This is a genomic window from Aquimarina sp. MMG015 (assembly GCF_018100855.1).
Classification (GTDB): domain Bacteria; phylum Bacteroidota; class Bacteroidia; order Flavobacteriales; family Flavobacteriaceae; genus Aquimarina; species Aquimarina latercula.
In genome coordinates, this window is record NZ_JAGJEB010000003.1 from 349790 (window position 1) to 368364 (window position 18575).

Below are 18575 nucleotides of genomic sequence, written 5' to 3' on the forward strand. Positions count from 1 at the left end.
AAAATTATGATTTTATATTTTGATATAAAAATAAATATTTTACATTTGCATAGTAGCATAGTGTATCATAGCACAATAAGATATACTCATCTATCACTCAATTCAGAAAAATTCTATTAACAAACACAAATCATATGGAGCGAAAAGTATTTAATCGTATTATGATACTACTCATCGGCCTAACAACCACCTTTGTTAGCGCCCAGCAAACTGTTTCCGGAACAGTCAATGAACCTAACGGTCCTTTACCAGGAGTAAACATCTTAGTAAAAGGGACTGATAATGGTACCACTACAGATTTTGATGGTAAGTATACCCTAAGCAACGTTGCCAACGATGCTACTCTAATATTTAGTTATGTTGGTTTTTTAACTACCGAAATACCAGTAAATGGACAAACTATTATTAACATTACGCTCGAAGAGGATTCTGCTGCTCTTGATGAGATAGTTATTGTAGGATATGGATCCCAATCCAAGAGAGATGTTACAGGAGCAATATCTCAAATTAAATCCGAAGATATTGTCCAAGTTGTTACAGCAAACCCAACCTCAGCTTTACAAGGTAAGCTTGCTGGAGTTCAGGTAGAAACAGCTGGTGGTGCACCTGGTAGCCCTGCAAATGTTTTTGTACGTGGTGTAAGTTCTTTAACTAACTCTTTTCCATTATATGTTGTTGATGGTGCTATTTCTGACAATATAAATTTTTTAAACGCAAAAGACATTGTAAATCTTCAAGTATTAAAAGACGCGACATCCGCTGCAATATATGGTTCCCGTGCCGCAAATGGTGTAATTATAGTTACCACCAATAGGGGTAAACAAAACTCTTCTCCCGTAGTAAATATTGATGTCCGAAGTGGAGTTAATACTCAATCTAGAAAACTTGATTTACTTAATGGTCCTGAGTATATAGCATTTCTTAACCAACGTAGAATTAATGATGGTCTTGATGGTAATATTCCTGATCCAGGAATCAATACAGATTTTCAAGATTTAAGCATAAACTCTGGTACCATCCAAGATTTTGGATTTAATATATCTGGTGGTGGCGAAAATTCAAAATACTTTTTTAGCGCTAATTATTACGATGAGGAGGGATTATTAATTAGTGAAGAATTTAATCGCAAAAATATCCGCCTTAATAGTGAATTTAAAATAGGTAAACTTAAAATTCAGGAATCTTTTGGATTTTCTGAAAATAGATTTACTCGTAATAACGCTTTTGGAAATCAAGGAGGAACAGTTCCAATAATTCGTCCTTTTGCTCCAGAAAACGAAGGTGGATTTGAAGCTATTAGTGATCCTATTTTTGGAATTGGAGGAACCAATAAATTTGCCAATGCACAACTAGTAAATGATCAAAATACAGAGCGTAATTTTCTAGGAAATATGAATTTTTCATATGAAATTATAGAAGGACTTACTGCTAAGCTTAATGTAGGAACCGAATATACTAGTTTTTATAGAAACACATTTCAACCTACATTTTTTCAAAGTAATATAGATAGTGAAACTAATGCAAACCCCCTAAATGATTTAACTGAAGTAAGAGGAGAACGCTATGCTACAAACGTAGAACCCACGCTTAACTATAAAAAAAGCATTGGAGAACATAACCTAGATATTCTTGTCGGAAGCGCTCGTCAGGATATCACCAGAAACACACTTGCTATTTACGCAGAAGGCTTGCCTAGCAACAACATTACTAATATAGCACAGTTTACTGACAATATTATAAACTCTGGTGGAGGACGTTTTGATAATAAACTTTTCTCCTATTTTGGGCGTGTAAATTATAATTATAATCAAAAATATTTGTTCACTGCTATTGTTCGTAGAGATAAAACTTCTCTTTTTGCTGATGGATTTAACACAGGTACATTTCCTTCTTTCTCAGTTGGATGGGTTATTAGTGATGAAAATTTCTTTAATCAAGATGGTCTTTTCAATTCCCTCAAATTTAGAGCTGGATATGGCGAATTAGGTTCTCAAAATGTAGACCCTTTTTCGAATCAATCCGTAGTAGAACCCAATTCTCCAATTACTGTTGGTGGTTCTTCTGGACAGATTCCCGGATTCGCAATTACCAGTTTAGTAGATCCTACATTAAGTTTCGAAACATCTAAAACCATTAATTTTGGTTTAGACACTTCCCTGTTAAACAATAGTTTAAAACTAAGTTTAGATTATTTTAATCGAGATAATGAGGATGTAATTCAGGCGGTTGCTATACCAGATTCTAATGGATCAGTAAACCCTGTATTTCAAAATGCTTCATCTATTAACAACAAAGGTTTTGAGTTCGAAGCAGCCTACACCCACGATAAGGGTGGAGACTTAACCTTTAACATAGGGGTTAACTTATCCGCAATCCAAAACGAACTTACGGATTCTCCAAATCCAATTGTAGGTCCTTCATATAACGAAGAAGGATTAAGAGCAAATCGTTTTGAAGTTGGACAACCATTAGGATTCTTCTTTGGATTTGAAACAGACGGAATCTATAATGACCAAGCAGAAATTGATAACGATCCTTTTTTAGCTAATGATCCTGATCGCAGAGCATTGTTACGACCTGGAGATTTTAGACGTGTAGATATAAATAATGATGGTATTATCAATGATGAGGATCAAACATATTTAGGTGATCCGACTCCAGATTTTACATATGGAATTAACTTATCTGTAAATTATAAAAACTGGGATATTGGAGCCTTTTTTAATGGAGTTCAAGGAAACGAGATTTATAATGTTACCAAGTTCTTTGGATATTTTTTCTTAGATGACAATAAACTGGGAATTGTAAGAGATGCTTATACTCCAGCTAACCCAAATACAAATCTTCCTCGAGTAACTACACAGGATACCGCAGGAAACCAGCTCCCATCCGATTTCTTCGTAGAAGATGGTTCTTTTTTCCGACTTAAAACGTTAGAAATAGGATACAATTTTAGCAACTTTATTGGAAAAGAATGGATCTCTAATGCTAGATTATTTGCAAACGTTCAGAATGTTTTCACGATTACAAATTATTCTGGATATGATCCAGAAATTGGATCTAACAACAGTGGTTTAGGAACCAATCGTGGTTTCTTTGGTTTTACACCACTTACAAGTGCCGATTCTGTTTTCGATAGAGGATTAGATGTAAGAGCACAACCAAGACCTCGTACGTTTACCATTGGGGTGCAAATGTCATTTTAAAAACAAAAAAAAGAATACGATATGAAAACCATTAAAAAACTATTCCCTTTCATAATGTTATTACTTTTTGTAGTAATATATTATAGTTGTAACGAAGAAGATCTTAATATTTCTAATCCGAATAATGTAGCAGAACCTGAGTTTTTTCAGACCGAAAATGACTTCAGACTTGCTGTAAACGGCATGTATCACCCAATAACTGCTGTATTATTTTGGGGACGAGTTATTCATACAGGTGCTATGCTACGATCGGATGCTTATAATGTAATCCCATTCCAACAAAATACAACGATGTCTACATTAGAAGGGCAACCAGGTATTTCTAGATGGGCAGTAGACTTGTATCCTCAATTGTATCAATCTATTGCTAGGGCCAATAGAATTATTGAAGAAGATGCAGAAAATAATGTGTTATCTGGAGACGTTCAAAATGAAATTTTGGGACAAGCACATTTTCAGCGCGCATTCTGTAATTGGTATTTATTAAATCTCTTTGGAACCCCTCCACTTGTTATGCAAACACCAGACACACAAAATCCGGAAGAATTTTTCCCAGCTAATGCTACACCTTCAATGTTTAATGAAGCTATTATCGCAGACCTTACTGAAGCGGTGAACAGACTTCCGCAATCCTGGGGAGCAGATGATTTAGGCCGTCCCACAAGAGGAGCAGCACTCGCCTTAAGAGGAAAAACATATTTATATATGAAAAATTGGGCAAATGCTGTTACAGATTTTACAGAAGTAACTAGTCTAGGATATTCTTTACTACCTTCAGATAATTACGGCGATAACTTTTCATCTAATTCTTCAGTAGAAAATAATTCAGAATCTGTCTACGAACTTCAGTATGTTGGACAAGACAACTTTGTTTGGGGAGCAGATTCGCCACTTACTGGCTCGCAATCCAATTGGTATATTGATTATTCTCCCCCTCATGTAAGTTTAGATCAAGGTCATGTCATAAATCCACATATTCTTCAAGTTTTCGACGATAATGGAGACACCGTAAGAAGAAACAAAACAATTGCTTTTGATTATCCCGGTGCCACAGGATATGGAGGGGCACCATTTACAGATGATTTTGCTTCAAGTATAGAAATTGCTGATAATCTCGGAGTTCCAGCATTATTCTCTAGGAAGTATGCCGGTTTGGATGAAGGTATGTCCAGTGCAGAAATCCCTGGTTTTGGACACACACTAGGAACTAACTGGAGAATCATACGCTATGCTGACGTATTATTAATGTTAGCAGAGGCTCTCAATGAAAATGGAGGTACATCAGATGCTATACCGTTTATTAATCAAGTAAGAGAACGTGCACAGATTTCTTTATTACCTAATACTTTATCTAAAGAACAAGTAGAACAAGCAATTATAGATGAGCGAATTATGGAATTAACAGGAGAAGGCCATCGTTTTTTCGATTTAGTGCGCTGGGAACTAGCAGATGATATATTAGGTCCTGGTTCAACTATATCTGCAGGTCGTCATCCTAAATCTCTTGCAGGGCCAGCAGCTGTATTTACTACTGGACAAGATGAACGTTTATGGATTCCATTACCAGAATTACAAGCCAACCCTAACTTGAAACAAAATGATGGTTACTAAACCTATCTGATTAATTGTTGTTTATTGTTTTAGTCAACCAAGCAAACCCTTACTTGGGTTTGCTTGGTCTTGAAAATCTAATACTATCTTTTTGAAAAAAAATGTAATCCATATCATATTAATTCTGTCATTTTTTGGTTGCAAAAAACGATTGCCAAAAGATACTCTATTCACTCTTGTACCATCTTCGCACAGTAGTATTCTTTTCCAAAATACAATCACCGAAAATGATAATATCAATGTTATAGATTTTCAATACTGCTATAATGGTGGTGGTGTCGGTATTGGTGATTTTAATGAAGATGGATTGTCGGATATTATTTTTACCGGAAATCAAGTAACTAGCAAGTTATATCTAAATCTAGGTAATTTAAAATTTAAAGATATTTCTATCGAATCTAATTTTAAAACAAATTCATGGATAACCGGGGTAAGTATTATAGATATCAATGCGGATGGGTTGGATGACATCTATCTTAATGTTGGTGGAAGTAATTGTAATAATGATTGTAATAATCTATTGTTTATAAACCAAGGTTTAAGTAAGAAGGGAATCCCTTATTTTAAAGAACAAGCTTCAATCTATGGACTAGATGATGGCAGTTATAGCCAACAAACTGTTTTTTTTGATTATGATTTAGATGGCGATTTAGATGCATATATTGTTCATAATGGTAATACCAAAAGAGATCGAAATACTCCTATACCCAAAATTTATCAACCTAAACATTTATCCGATTACTTATTAGAAAACAAAACTTTAAAAAATACGAATCAAATATTTTTCTCTAACGTCTCAGATAGTATGGGTATCACTCATAAAGGATTTGGATTAGGAGTAGCTATTAATGATTTTAATAACGATAATTTACCCGATATCTACATTAGTAATGATTTTATTACCAATGACCTTTTGTACATCAATAAGGGTAAAAACAGTAACGGAATTCATCTTGGATTTAGCGAAATGAACCAACAGGTTTTATCAAAACAAACCTATAATGCAATGGGAGTTGATGTAGCAGATATTAATAATGATTTATTACCGGATATTATGGTGGTAGACATGTTGCCTAATGATTATCAGAGACAAAAGAAAATGTTAGCTTCTAACAATTATGATAAATATTTATTATCCAAAAGAAATGGATATACTCCGCAATATGTTCACAATACACTTCAAATTCATAATGGCCTTATCAAAGGTCAAATATTACCAGCATCAGAAATTGGATTCGCTTCTGGCATTGCCAGTACAGATTGGAGTTGGGCACCACTAATTGCAGACTACAATAATGATGGAAATAAAGATATTTACATTACAAATGGTTATGTTAAAGACATTACAGATCTTGATTTTATTAATTATTCTGGACATAATAACATCTTTGGAACACCAAATGCTAGAAAAGAAAAATCCAAAAATCTAATTGAACAACTTCCAGGAATTCATCTTCCGAATGTAATCTATGAAAATAAAGGTAATGCTCAATTTACCGATGTTTCCTCTCAATGGATAGATAAGAAAAATTCCTACTCTAATGGCTCCGCCTACGCAGATTTAGATCAAGATGGAGATTTAGATTTAATCGTAAACAATATAAATAGTCCTGCATTTATACTAGAAAATCATATATCGGAAAAAAACAAGAAGTTTTTAAGAGTAAAACTAAAAGGAACAGATAAAAATAAAAATGGAATTGGGGCAAAAATTACCTTGTGGGATAATGGTACTAAACAAACACAATATCAATCCACCATCAAAGGATATTTATCTTCTGTAGAGCCAATTATTCACTTTGGTTTGCATTCAGAAAAAGTTGATTCATTAAAGATACTATGGCCTAATGGTGCTATTAGTTATAAAAAAGATATTCCATCGAACCAACTTATAATTATTGATCATCAAAATTCTTTTGATAATCCTTCAGAAAAAGAAACTGATCTTTTATTTCAAAAAGATATCAGTACCTTTTCATTTGCACATACCGAAAACTATTTAAATGACTACCTACAACAATCCTTATTAAGTCATCAATTTAATTCTTTGGGTCCATGCATTATAAGTGAAAACGTAGACAATAAACAAGGTGAAGAAATCTTTATTGGTGGCAGTAAAGGTTTTTCTGGCACTCTTTTTAGCGAAAACCAAAATGGTGTTTATAAACCTAAGCAGAAATTTGACACTAAATACGAAGATACAGCGGCTTTATTTATTGATATAGATTATGATGGAGACAAAGATTTGTACATCGGTAGTGGTGGAACTGATGCTGGAAATAATGACGAACTATTAAAAGACAGAATATACATTAATGACGGAACTGGTTCTTTTTTAATAAGTGAAACTAAAACTCTTTCCAAAATAATAACAAATACAGCTTGTGTGACAGCAGACAACACTGATAATACGGGTATACAAAATATTTTTGTTGGAGGCAGTGTATTAACAGGGAAATATCCACTTTCTACTCCTAGCTATTTAATCACTAATCAAAAAGGCAATCTTTCCATAAACAACAACATTCCATTTTCTGGATCAGGAATAGTAACAGATGCTACCTGGGCGGATATTAACAATAATAAAACTAAGGAACTTATTGTAGTTGGACAGTGGATGCCAATTTCTATATATCAAATCGATACAAACAAAGCAAAAGAAATTCCTATAAAATGGATAGATACGCAAGGAAACACATTGAATATGTCTGGTTGGTGGAACAGTATTACACTTGCAGATATTGATAACGATGGTGATCAAGATATACTTGCAGGTAATCAAGGTATCAACGGATACATCAAGCCAATGTTTAATCAAGCCGTATATGTGTACAAAAAAGATTTTGACAATAACGGAAGTATTGACCCCTTGCTAGCGCAGTATTTCAAGACACCTAATGGATTATCATTGCAACCAATTCACACTAGGGACGACGTCATGAAACAATTAGTGAGTTTAAAGAAACAATACCCAACGTATAATGAATTTGCTAAAGCTAATTTTAAGGAATTGTTGAATATTAATAATTTAGAAGAAGAAACTTTTAGCGCTCATATATTTCAATCTATTTATGCAGAAAACATAGGTAACAATACTTTCAAAGTCACGTTTTTACCTGAACCTTGTCAACAATCTCCTATCAATAATTTTCTTGTAGAGGATATTGATCAGGATGGTTTTAAAGATGTGTTGATTGTGGGGAATGATTATTCCGCAGAAGCAAGTTATGGCAGACACGATGCCATAATAGGAATCTATTTAAAGGGATCAGAAAAAGGTTTCATCCCTACAAAGAATAATAAGACAGGTTTTCTTGTCCCCAAACAATCTAATCATATTATTTCTATGCAAAACAGGAACAATGAAAAATTAATTCTTGCTACACAAAATAATGATAGTACAATGGTATATCGAATACAGAGTAAAAAAAGAAATGCTTTGGCAAAAAACTGATTTTACCAAACAATAAAGAATAAAAACGAATGAAAGAAGTAATTACTCATAATATCGAGGTAATACAAGAGTCCAAAGATTTTCAAGTTGACATAACGCTACTTGAAGAACAAAATGGAGTCACTATATATAATATAAATTTCACATCCATAACTACATTTACACCCCAAACGGTAACCTTTAAATGGAAGATTCCCGCGGTTAATATCAAAGGTGTTTGGAAACCTACTACTGATTTTGCAAAAAGAATCATGGATGATTGGGAATTGGATCATATGGAATCAAGAATTTCTGTTGATTCTCCAGTAATTTCATTATTTGGCCATGACGACAACAACGTTATCACCTTTGCTTGTTCTGATGCAATAAACACCAAAAAACTTAATGCCTTATATCGAGAAGAAGATAACTGTATCTATTGTCACATATCGTTTTTTACAGAAAGACATCATTCAATTTCTAATTACAATGCACAACTAAGAATAGATCAAAGTGATCAATCTTTTTCAAAATCTCTAAAAAACGTAGGGAAATGGTGGGAAAGTTTCGAAAATCTTACCCCAGTTACGGTCCCTGATTTAGCAAAAGTCCCTGTTTATTCTACTTGGTACCAGTTCCATCAAAAACTAAATATAGAAACCCTTATTGAGGAGTGTAAAATTGCATCTGATTTAGGGTATGAACTAATAATCATTGATGATGGATGGCAAACCAAGGATGAAAATAGAGGATATGATTATACTGGAGATTGGTATCCAGAAAGAATTCCTAAAATGAAACATTTTGTGAGCAAAATTCACGCTACAGGAATGAAATTAGCTTTATGGTATTCTGTTCCTTTTTGTGGTAAAAAATCAGAAGCTTATAAAAAATTTAAAGGTAAATTCCTTACAGAAGAACATCGTTGGGCTCCCGTATTTGACCCAAGATATCCAGAAGTAAGAGAATACCTAATAAATTTATATGTAAATGCCTTAAACATGTGGGGAATTGATGGATTCAAACTAGATTTTATTGATGAATTCAAAGTATACCCTAGCACCAAACTAACCAAAGAAAACGGAAGAGACTATTCCTCCGTAAATCTAGCTGTTGATCGATTAATGACTGACATCATAAGTTCCCTACACGCAATCAATCAAGAAGTTGTAATCGAATTTCGTCAAAAATATACCGGTCCAGCCATGCGAAAATATGGAAATATGTTTAGGGCTTTTGATTGCCCAGGTGATTCTTTAATGAATCGAGTACGTATCACCGATATCAAGATGATTTGTGGAGATACTGCTGTACACAGTGATATGTTTACCTATCATAAAGAGGAACCTCTAGAAATAAAAGCATTACAACTGGTAAATATTTTATTTGGAGTTCCACAACTTTCTGTATTACTACAAGAAGCAACATCAGAAGAATTATCTATGATACATTTTTATACTCACTATTGGAGAAATCATTCACAGATTTTTCTTAAAGGAAACTTTATACCACAAAAACCTTTGGCTAATTACCCAATACTCAAATCTTCTCTAAATGATCATACAATTATAGGAGTGTTTGATAACTATATAGTTGATTTTAATGAAATTACAAATAAAATTGACATCATCAATGGTCAATTAGTTACTAAAATTGTGCTAAACAGTGATAAAAATTATGGAGCATATCATTGTACGACTTACGATTGTACAGGAAAAATAACACACGAATGTAACTTAATGATTCTCATTGGAGTAGTTCAGATAAAAGCTCCAGTTTGTGGATTGATTAGATTAGAAAAAAACACCGGATCTTAAATGATTTCATTAAAAAAATCAATAAAATCATCAATATACCTTATAAAAAATAATACAAACGATTGCATTTTTTTTAGTTCGTAATTATCTTTTCAATTGCTTTAATAATTCAGATATTTATAATCAATTGACCAATCTTCTAAAAATAACATTGTTTTTTTAGAAGATCACAAAGAAATCATCAACCAAGAAAGTATATAAAAATAAAGTCAACTATCACTGATGGATAAAAAATATATCATTGCATTTGATCAAGGAACAACTAGTACTAGAGCTATTATTTTTGATAATAATGGCAGTATTTGTGGCATCTCTCAAAAAGAACTAACACAACATTATCCTCAATCTGGATGGGTAGAACATGATCCTGAAGAAATTTTTCAACATCAAAAAAACGTTTTTGAAGAAGTATTAGCTACATCTAAAATAAGTATTGATCAAATCGCTGGTGTTGGAATCACCAATCAAAGAGAGACAACAGTTGTTTGGGATAAAACTACAGGGAAACCAGTACATAACGCTATTGTTTGGTTAGACAAAAGAACTTCTAACATTTGTAAAAATCTTAAGTCTATTGGTTTAGAAGATTATGTTTCTAAGAACACCGGTTTGGTAATTGATTCTTATTTTTCTGGCACAAAATTAAAATGGATTCTAGACAATGTAGAAGGGGCAAGAGAAAAAGCTAACAAAGGAGATCTGCTATTTGGTACAATTGATACCTGGCTAATTTGGAAATTTACAAATGGATCAAGACATGTGACGGATCATTCCAACGCATCTCGAACAATGTTATATAATATCATACGATTAGAATGGGATGAAACTATGTTAAATGCACTAGACATTCCTAAGGAAATGTTACCCAAAGTTCAATATTCATCATCAGACTTTGGAAATATTTCTTATCAAGGAAAAGAGATTCCGATATATGGAGTTGCCGGAGATCAACAAGCATCTTTATTTGGCCAAGGTGGTTATAAATCAGGAATTGCTAAAAACACCTATGGCACAGGCTGTTTTTTATTATTAAATACAGGAAAAAAAGCCTACCATTCTAAGAATGGCTTATTAACAACTTTATGTTGTAGTCTTCCTGAAGATAATATCAAATATGCGCTCGAAGGTAGTGTTTTCGTAGGGGGTGCTTCTGTACAATGGCTTCGTGATAAATTGCAAGTCATTTCTAAAGCTTCTGAAACAGAAGAGATCTGTATATCTACTCCCTCTTCTAAAGGTTTGTACGTTGTTCCCGCTTTTGCCGGTCTTGGAGCTCCTTATTGGGACATGAATGCTAAAGGAGCAATATATGGACTAACATTGGATTCCGGTAAAAATGAAATTATAAAAGCTACTGTAGATGCCTTAGCCTACCAAACTCGTGATGTATTAGATGCTATGGTCGAAGATAGTGGTAAGCTAATGAAAGAACTTAAAGTAGATGGAGGCGCATCTGCTAACAACTATTTGATGCAATTTCAGGCTGACATCCTCAATGTAGAGGTTGATCGACCAGCAATGTTAGAAGTTACAGCACTTGGTGCTGCATTCCTGGCAGGAATAAAAGCTGGGGTTTGGACTAAAAAAGACATTTCCAGAATTAGAATTGTCGATACTAAGTTTAAACCCCAGATTAATGAACACGAAAGGAGTAGAAAATATAGTGGATGGAAGGACGCAGTAGAACGCACAAAATCTACCAATGCAAAAATGCTATCTGTAAAAGAACAAGGTCCTATACGTTTTTCTATTCTAGACCGACACATACAATTACAAAAAGCACAAACTACCAAATATGATCTCTTTATTATTGGTGGTGGTGTGACCGGAGCCGGAATTGCTTTAGACGCAGCTTCGAGAGGCTTAAAAGTATGCCTGGTAGAAAAAAACGATTTTGCATCCGGAACCAGTAATAAGTCTACAAAACTGATTCACGGTGGACTACGATATCTAAAACAAATGGAAATAGGTTTGGTAAAAGAATCAGGAAGTGAGCGTGCTATGGTTCATAAACTTGCCCCCCATTTAGTCGTTCCAGAAAAAATGTTATTGCCATTAATAGAAGGTGGTACGTATGGAAAGATGATGACTGCGATTGGATTAAAAGTATATGATTTTTTAGCAAATGTAGAAGGAGATGACAAACGAAAAATGCTAAGTATTGAAGAAACAATTGCCAAGGAACCTTTATTAAATAAAAATGGACTTACTGGAGGTGGTTATTATGCAGAATATCGTACAGATGATGCGAGACTTACCGTAGAGCTTCTTAAAAAAGCAGCTTCATATGGAGCAAACATCATCAATTATTGCGAAATGACAACCTTTAACTATGATACTGAAGGAAAAATAAAAAGTTTAGAGTGTTTAGAATATAATTCGAATAAAAAAATAACTATAAAATCCAGAAACTATGTTTCTGCAGCAGGTCCTTGGGTGGATTTATTAAGAGAAAAAGATCACTCTATGAATAACAAGTATTTACACCTTACAAAAGGTGTACACATTGTTTTTTCACGAGAACGATTTCCTCTTACACAATCTATCTATTTTGACGTATCCGATGGAAGAATGATTTTTGCTATCCCCAGAGGTCGCGCAACATATGTAGGAACTACGGATACCAACTACAAGGCTAATTTAAACCGGGTAGTAGCTACACAAGAAGATGCTCAATACTTATTAGACGCGGTTAATAATATGTTCCCTTCTGTACAACTCACAATAGATGATATAGAGTCTAATTGGGCAGGACTAAGGCCACTAATACATGAGGATGGTAAAGATCCTTCAGAATTATCCCGAAAGGATGAAATATTTATTTCTAAAACAGGGTTGATTTCAATAGCTGGAGGAAAACTAACAGGATATCGTAAAATGGCGCAACGTGTTATTGATGCTGTTCTCAAAACAATGAATTCAAAGAAAAGAGAACAATTCTCAAAATCATTTACACAAAATATACCTCTTACTGATGATCCATTAAAGGACACAGAAGAAGTAGAAAAATATCTTATAGAAATTAACCAACAATTGAAGGATCTAAATATACAGGATGAACACTATGGGTGGTATTTAGGAACTACCTATGGTAAACAAGCAAATACTATCATTAATAAAGTTGGTTACTTTCTAAACGATTCTATTGAAGAAAAATTAATACGATCAGAAGTTTGGTATGGCGTACATCATGAGATGATAAACGGTTTGGCAGATTTTTTTGTGCGACGAACCGGTAGACTCTATTTTGATATTAATAGTGTTCGTCAATATCGATCATTAGTACAAGAGGATCTTATAAAATATTTACATTGGGATGAACAACGTCTGGCAAAAGAAAATGAATACCTAGATTTGTTATTACAGGATGCATCCACTTATTATGAGCACGAAATTGCTTAAATTAAAAACATATAATCATCTGATTTATCAATTTAACACAAAACTTGTATGGGCATATTATCATTTATCGGATTTACATTACTTGTAGCAATATATGCTTGGTGGAAAACTCGGAGTACAGACGAAAAATCTGCTGATGGGTATTACTTAGGAGGCAGAAGTCTTGGTGCTATCACTATTGCAGGTTCATTATTACTTACCAATTTATCGGCAGAACAAATTGTTGGTTTAAATGGTCAAGCATTTACAGAAGGTATTCTGGTAATGGCTTGGGAGACACTAGCTGCTATTGCTATGATACTTACAGCTATATGGTTATTACCAAAATACATGAAAGTTGGTATTACCACCATTCCAGAATTTATAGAAAAACGTTTTGACGAAAACACAAAAGCAATACTATCTGTTTTATTTTTAATTGCGTTTAGTATTGTGTTGCTACCTACAATCCTTTATTCTGGATCACTAGCATTTAGCACTATGTTTGATTTACCATCTTTATTAAATCTATCCCAATCTGCTACTATTTCGCTTTGTGTATGGAGCATTGGATTGATTGGGGTTATATATGCAATTTTTGGAGGATTAAAAGCTGTTGCCGTGTCGGATCTTATAAATGCAATAGGTTTATTAATAGGCGGATTATTGATTCCATATTTCGGATTGAAGTTAATTGGTGATGGAAACATGATGAATGGTGTACAAACTTTGTGGACAGAAAATCGAGATAAATTTAATGTAACTGGAGGAGTTACTTCATCAATCCCAGTAGGAACTATTTTTACAGGAATGATGATTGCTCAAATGTATTATTGGGGAACAAATCAATCTATATTACAACGTGTTTTTGGCGCTAAAAGCTTAAAAGAAGGGCAAAAAGGTATGATGCTTGCTGCCTTTGTAAAATTTTTGATACCAATAATTGTTGTGCTTCCTGGAATTATTGCTTGGAATGTTTTTAATGGAGAACTTGATTCTGCGGATCAAGCCTATCCAGAATTAGTGCGAAAAGTTCTTCCTCCTGCGTTACTTGGTTTTTTTGCCGCTGTTCTTTTTGGAGCTGTTCTAAGTTCTTTTAATAGTTTATTAAATAGCAGCGCCACACTATTTGGATTTGACCTTTACAAAAAATTCTTTAAGCCTAATGCTAATGAACTTCAAACAGTAAAAGCTGGAAAATTATTTGGACTTATTATAGCCATAATTTCCATGACGATTGCACCATTTATAGCAAATGCTCCTGAAGGATTATTTTCCTATATTCAACAGGCATTAGGAAGTTTAAGTGTTCCTATTTTGGCGGTTGTTATCATTGGTATTTTAACAAAAAAAGTTCCTGCTATCGGTGCTAAAATAGTCCTAATTGCAGGAGTACTTATGTACTTAATAAGTTTACTCATTCTTGGCCCTTATTTTACAAATGAAGCATTAGCAGAAGCTTCTATTAATGGCATTACAGATGCAGATCAATTAGCCATTATAAAAGCTGAAGCATATCCTCATTTTTTACATATTATGGGTATCTTATTTGTAATCAATGTAATTATCATGCTGATCATTGGAGTATTAAAACCAAAAACAGAAATTTACACGCCTATTACCACGGATGTTATAGACACTACTCCTTGGAAATATGCCTTGATCACTGGAGGGATTATTACAGCTTTAGTAGTGAGTACATATTTGATTTTCTAATTACTAAAACTTATTCCTAATCTATTTTTAGTTATATATCATATTGTAGTAACTTTACAATATACTTTAGTAAAAACTCTTGAAAACAAAAAAATGAAAATACTAGTTACCGGTGGATTGGGGTTTATCGGATCGCATACCGTCGTAGAATTACAAAATGAAGGATATAATGTAGTCATTATCGATAATTGCTCAAACTCTACTGCAGAAGTTTTAAAGGGCATTAAAACTATTACAGGGAAAGAAGTTATTTTTGAAAATTTCGATCTTAGAGAAAAGGATAAAGTTGAAGATTTTTTTAATCGCCACGCTGATATTGAAGGAGTTATTCATTTTGCCGCATCAAAAGCTGTAGGAGAAAGCGTAGAAAACCCCTTATTATACTATGAAAATAACATAAGCGTTCTAGTTTATATTCTTAAAGAATTACAGAAAAAAGACAAAACTAGTTTTATATTCAGTTCTTCTTGCACTGTGTATGGACAAGCAGATGAGCTACCTATTACCGAAAATGCTCCTGTTAAAACCGCAGAATCTCCATATGGGAATACAAAACAAATAGGTGAGGAAATTATAAAAGATACTTGTAAAGTAAAACCAAACTTAAACGCGATCGCATTGCGTTATTTTAATCCTATTGGAGCCCATCCTTCTGCAGAGATTGGAGAATTACCAATTGGGGTTCCGCAAAACTTAGTTCCGTTTATTACTCAAACAGGAATTGGAATTAGAGAACAACTTTCGGTTTTTGGTGATGATTATCCTACGGAAGACGGAACTTGCATAAGAGATTATATACATGTAGTAGATCTTGCAAAAGCACATGTAGTAGCTTTAGAACGTCTAATAAAAAATAATAACACTTCTAATTATGAGGTATTTAATGTAGGAACAGGAACTGGTAGTTCTGTGCTAGAGGTTATACAGTCATTTGAGAAAGTATCTGATAAGAAATTAAACTACAAAATTGTAGACCGAAGAGAAGGTGACATTACTGCTGCTTATGCAAATACAGACAAAGCAAACAACGAATTGGGCTGGAACGCTAAGAGCAGTCTAGATGAAGCATTATCTTCTGCCTGGAAATGGGAACAAAAAGTGCGAAAATAATACCTTAAAATTTAATCATACTAAACAAAAAATCCTGAAGAAATAATCTTCAGGATTTTTTTATTTAAAATATCTTCTTACTAAATCTTTTATTAATAGAAGTTAGCTCTTTTATCTTCTATATCAGCTGCTTCTTTTAAAGCATTAAACACTCTAGAATTAACTGCGTTAGCTTGTGTCTTAGATTCTTGTGCAGCATAACTCATATAGGTATCTAATCCGCTAGCAGGAGTTTTCTTTGTTACAGAAACCACATAAACTCCATTATTCCCAACAATTGGTTCAGAAACTTGACCACTCTCTAAAGCAAATGCAGCACCAACAACTTTAGGCTCTGTTCCCGCTCCACTTATCGTAGGTGTTTTCATATTTAATGCAGATGCAGTCTTAACTGTTTGAGATTGATTTTTAGCAATATCTTCTAATGTACTTCCTGAAATTTTCTTTTTAAGCATTTCAGCTTTTTTCTCCTTAATAAGGATAGGTTTTACAGAAGTACTTGCGTCTTCAACTTTTTGAATTCCTTTAGATGCTTTTGCCGTAAGCTGTACAACAGCATATCCGCCAGTAACATCAAAACGTTTTACATCTCCTACCTTAGTTTCTTCCTTAAATGCCCATTGAACAATTGATCGTTGTGCACCAATTCCTGGAATATTTTCTGCTAACTCACTTATTTTATTTACTGGAAGAACATTATATTCACTCTCTTTTGCTTTCTCAGCAAAATCTGCATCTTTTGTAGCAATTTGAAATTTAGTAGTTTCCGTAAAAATATCGTTAATAGTTTTTTCACTAGCTTCAATTTCTCTAGCGATAGTCCCAACCTTAACAGCTTTTTGTTCATTCTTCTTATCCTCAATAGTAATGATATGATATCCAAAAGCAGTTTCTACTACTCCCATATCTCCAACATTGTTATCTACAATGTAATCATTGAATGCCGGTACCATTCTTCCTGGAGGGAAATAACCTAAATCTCCACCTTTATCCTTATTAGAAGTATCTGCAGAAAAATCTTTTGCTAATGTCACAAACTTAGTTTTATCAGTCTTAACAATACTTAACAAACTATCTGCAAGTGTTTTTGCTTCTTCCTTAGTCCTTTCAGTATCACCAGCTGTACCTAAACCTTTCCAAGACACTAAAATATGGCTGGCTTTTAACGAGTCATGTAACTGTTTTTGAGCAACAACTTTAGAGATTTTAATGTATTTTCCATCCTTATAAGGTCCATAAACCTCTCCAACCGGAACATTATATAAAGTATCACTAACAGTAGTTGGTAAATCTTTCTTAAAAACAAAACGGTCTTCATACTTTAAAGCAGATCCACTATCTAGGTTAATAAATTCTTCAATATTTTCTGCAGTTTTTAGACCTTCTATGACTTTAGTTACCTCTGCTATCAATTGATCTTCATCTTGCTGACTTGGCTCTTCTTTAAAGAATACATATCTCATATTTCTAGAAGCGTCCGCCTGATATAAGTCAGGATGCTTGTCTACATAGGCCTTAATCTCTGCATCAGATACATTCACTTCAGTGTCTTGTATTCCAGAAAATGGAAGCTGAACATATTTTATATCTACAACGTCATTTTCCATCTTATAAGCTAGCTCTCCCTCTTTAAGAGTTACTCCAACTCCAGCTTTAATCATATTTAGATACGTTTCTTCTAAAGCTCCTTTACCCAAAGATATTTTATAGTCTGTCCATTGTTGATAAGCTACAGGATTTCCTTTAATACTAGCAACGTATTCTTGCATCTTTGCCTTATCAAATACTCCAGCTTCGTTTTGAAAAGTTGGGTTATTTGCCAATCCTTCTTCTAACAATTGATTTACCTGATCTGCTCCAGCTCTAATTCCTAATTCTTCAAATTGTCCATCAAAAACGATCTGTCTAACTTCTTGATTCCAAACATAATTTACAGTCTGTAAATTTGATCCATTACCTCCAAAATTTCTAGATGCTGTCTCGACTTTTCTTGCAAAATCAGTTCGATCAATTTCTTTCCCATTTATTGTAGCAATAATATTTGCTGCTTTTTGAGAAATAGCTCCACCATTTCTAATCAAATCTGCTAAGACGAATGAGAAAAGCGCTAAAGCGATAATCACAATTAAGAAAACGGAACGTTGTCTGATTTTATTTAAAACTGCCATTTTAAGTTTAATTTATTGAAATATAGTGGGCGAAAATACCATTTTATTAGAATATTACCAATTAAAGACAGAAAGTCTTTACAAGTTTTTTTGCTTTTTATTTTTGAATAGATCTTTCAAATAATTTTAGTGA

At 33.5% G+C, this 18575-nt stretch carries 8 protein-coding genes; 7 read left to right on the top strand and 1 reads right to left on the bottom strand.

Translation table 11 applies throughout. From position 1 onward, the window contains the following. The first annotated feature begins 134 nt into the window (after nt 1–134). From J8L88_RS08210 to galE, 7 genes are all read left to right on the top strand, one after another. Nucleotides 135–3206, top strand: a complete 3072-nt coding sequence (locus J8L88_RS08210; protein WP_118387736.1) for a TonB-dependent receptor — start codon at nt 135–137, stop codon at nt 3204–3206. Nucleotides 3207–3227: 21 nt separating this feature from the next. Further along, a complete protein-coding gene (locus J8L88_RS08215; RefSeq protein ID WP_211060479.1) occupies nt 3228–4817 on the top strand; it encodes a RagB/SusD family nutrient uptake outer membrane protein in 1590 nt (529 codons plus the stop codon). 91 nt (nt 4818–4908) lie between these two features. Further along, nucleotides 4909–8271 (top strand): VCBS repeat-containing protein, encoded by a 3363-nt coding sequence (locus J8L88_RS08220; RefSeq protein ID WP_211060480.1) that lies wholly within the window; start codon nt 4909–4911, stop codon nt 8269–8271. A 29-nt stretch (nt 8272–8300) separates the two neighbouring features. Then, a complete protein-coding gene (locus J8L88_RS08225) occupies nt 8301–10067 on the top strand; it encodes a glycoside hydrolase family 36 protein (RefSeq protein WP_211060481.1) in 1767 nt (588 codons plus the stop codon). 222 nt (nt 10068–10289) lie between these two features. Then, nucleotides 10290–13469, top strand: a complete 3180-nt coding sequence (glpK, locus tag J8L88_RS08230; protein WP_211060482.1) for a glycerol kinase GlpK — start codon at nt 10290–10292, stop codon at nt 13467–13469. Between the two features lie 48 nt (nt 13470–13517). After that, the gene (locus tag J8L88_RS08235) at nt 13518–15164 is read left to right on the top strand and encodes a solute:sodium symporter family transporter (RefSeq protein ID WP_211060483.1); all 1647 of its coding nucleotides are present in this window, start codon (nt 13518–13520) and stop codon (nt 15162–15164) included. 93 nt (nt 15165–15257) lie between these two features. Next, nucleotides 15258–16274, top strand: coding sequence for a UDP-glucose 4-epimerase GalE (galE, locus tag J8L88_RS08240; protein WP_211060484.1), 1017 nt, complete (start codon nt 15258–15260; stop codon nt 16272–16274). Nucleotides 16275–16366: 92 nt separating this feature from the next. On the opposite strand, the gene J8L88_RS08245 is transcribed toward galE, so the two are convergent. Further along, nucleotides 16367–18442, bottom strand: coding sequence for a peptidylprolyl isomerase (locus J8L88_RS08245; RefSeq protein WP_027394978.1), 2076 nt, complete (start codon nt 18440–18442; stop codon nt 16367–16369). Between the last annotated feature and the right edge of the window lie 133 nt (nt 18443–18575).

Bases quoted from the DNA above. Each gene is read 5' to 3' on its own strand.
- J8L88_RS08225 (WP_211060481.1), top strand. From the start codon at position 8,301: ATGAAAGAAGTAATTACTCATAATATCGAGGTAATACAAGAGTCCAAA.
- J8L88_RS08210 (WP_118387736.1), top strand. From the start codon at position 135: ATGGAGCGAAAAGTATTTAATCGTATTATGATACTACTCATCGGCCTA.
- J8L88_RS08245 (WP_027394978.1), bottom strand. From the start codon at position 18,442: ATGGCAGTTTTAAATAAAATCAGACAACGTTCCGTTTTCTTAATTGTG.
- J8L88_RS08215 (WP_211060479.1), top strand. From the start codon at position 3,228: ATGAAAACCATTAAAAAACTATTCCCTTTCATAATGTTATTACTTTTT.
- glpK (WP_211060482.1), top strand. From the start codon at position 10,290: ATGGATAAAAAATATATCATTGCATTTGATCAAGGAACAACTAGTACT.
- galE (WP_211060484.1), top strand. From the start codon at position 15,258: ATGAAAATACTAGTTACCGGTGGATTGGGGTTTATCGGATCGCATACC.
- J8L88_RS08235 (WP_211060483.1), top strand. From the start codon at position 13,518: ATGGGCATATTATCATTTATCGGATTTACATTACTTGTAGCAATATAT.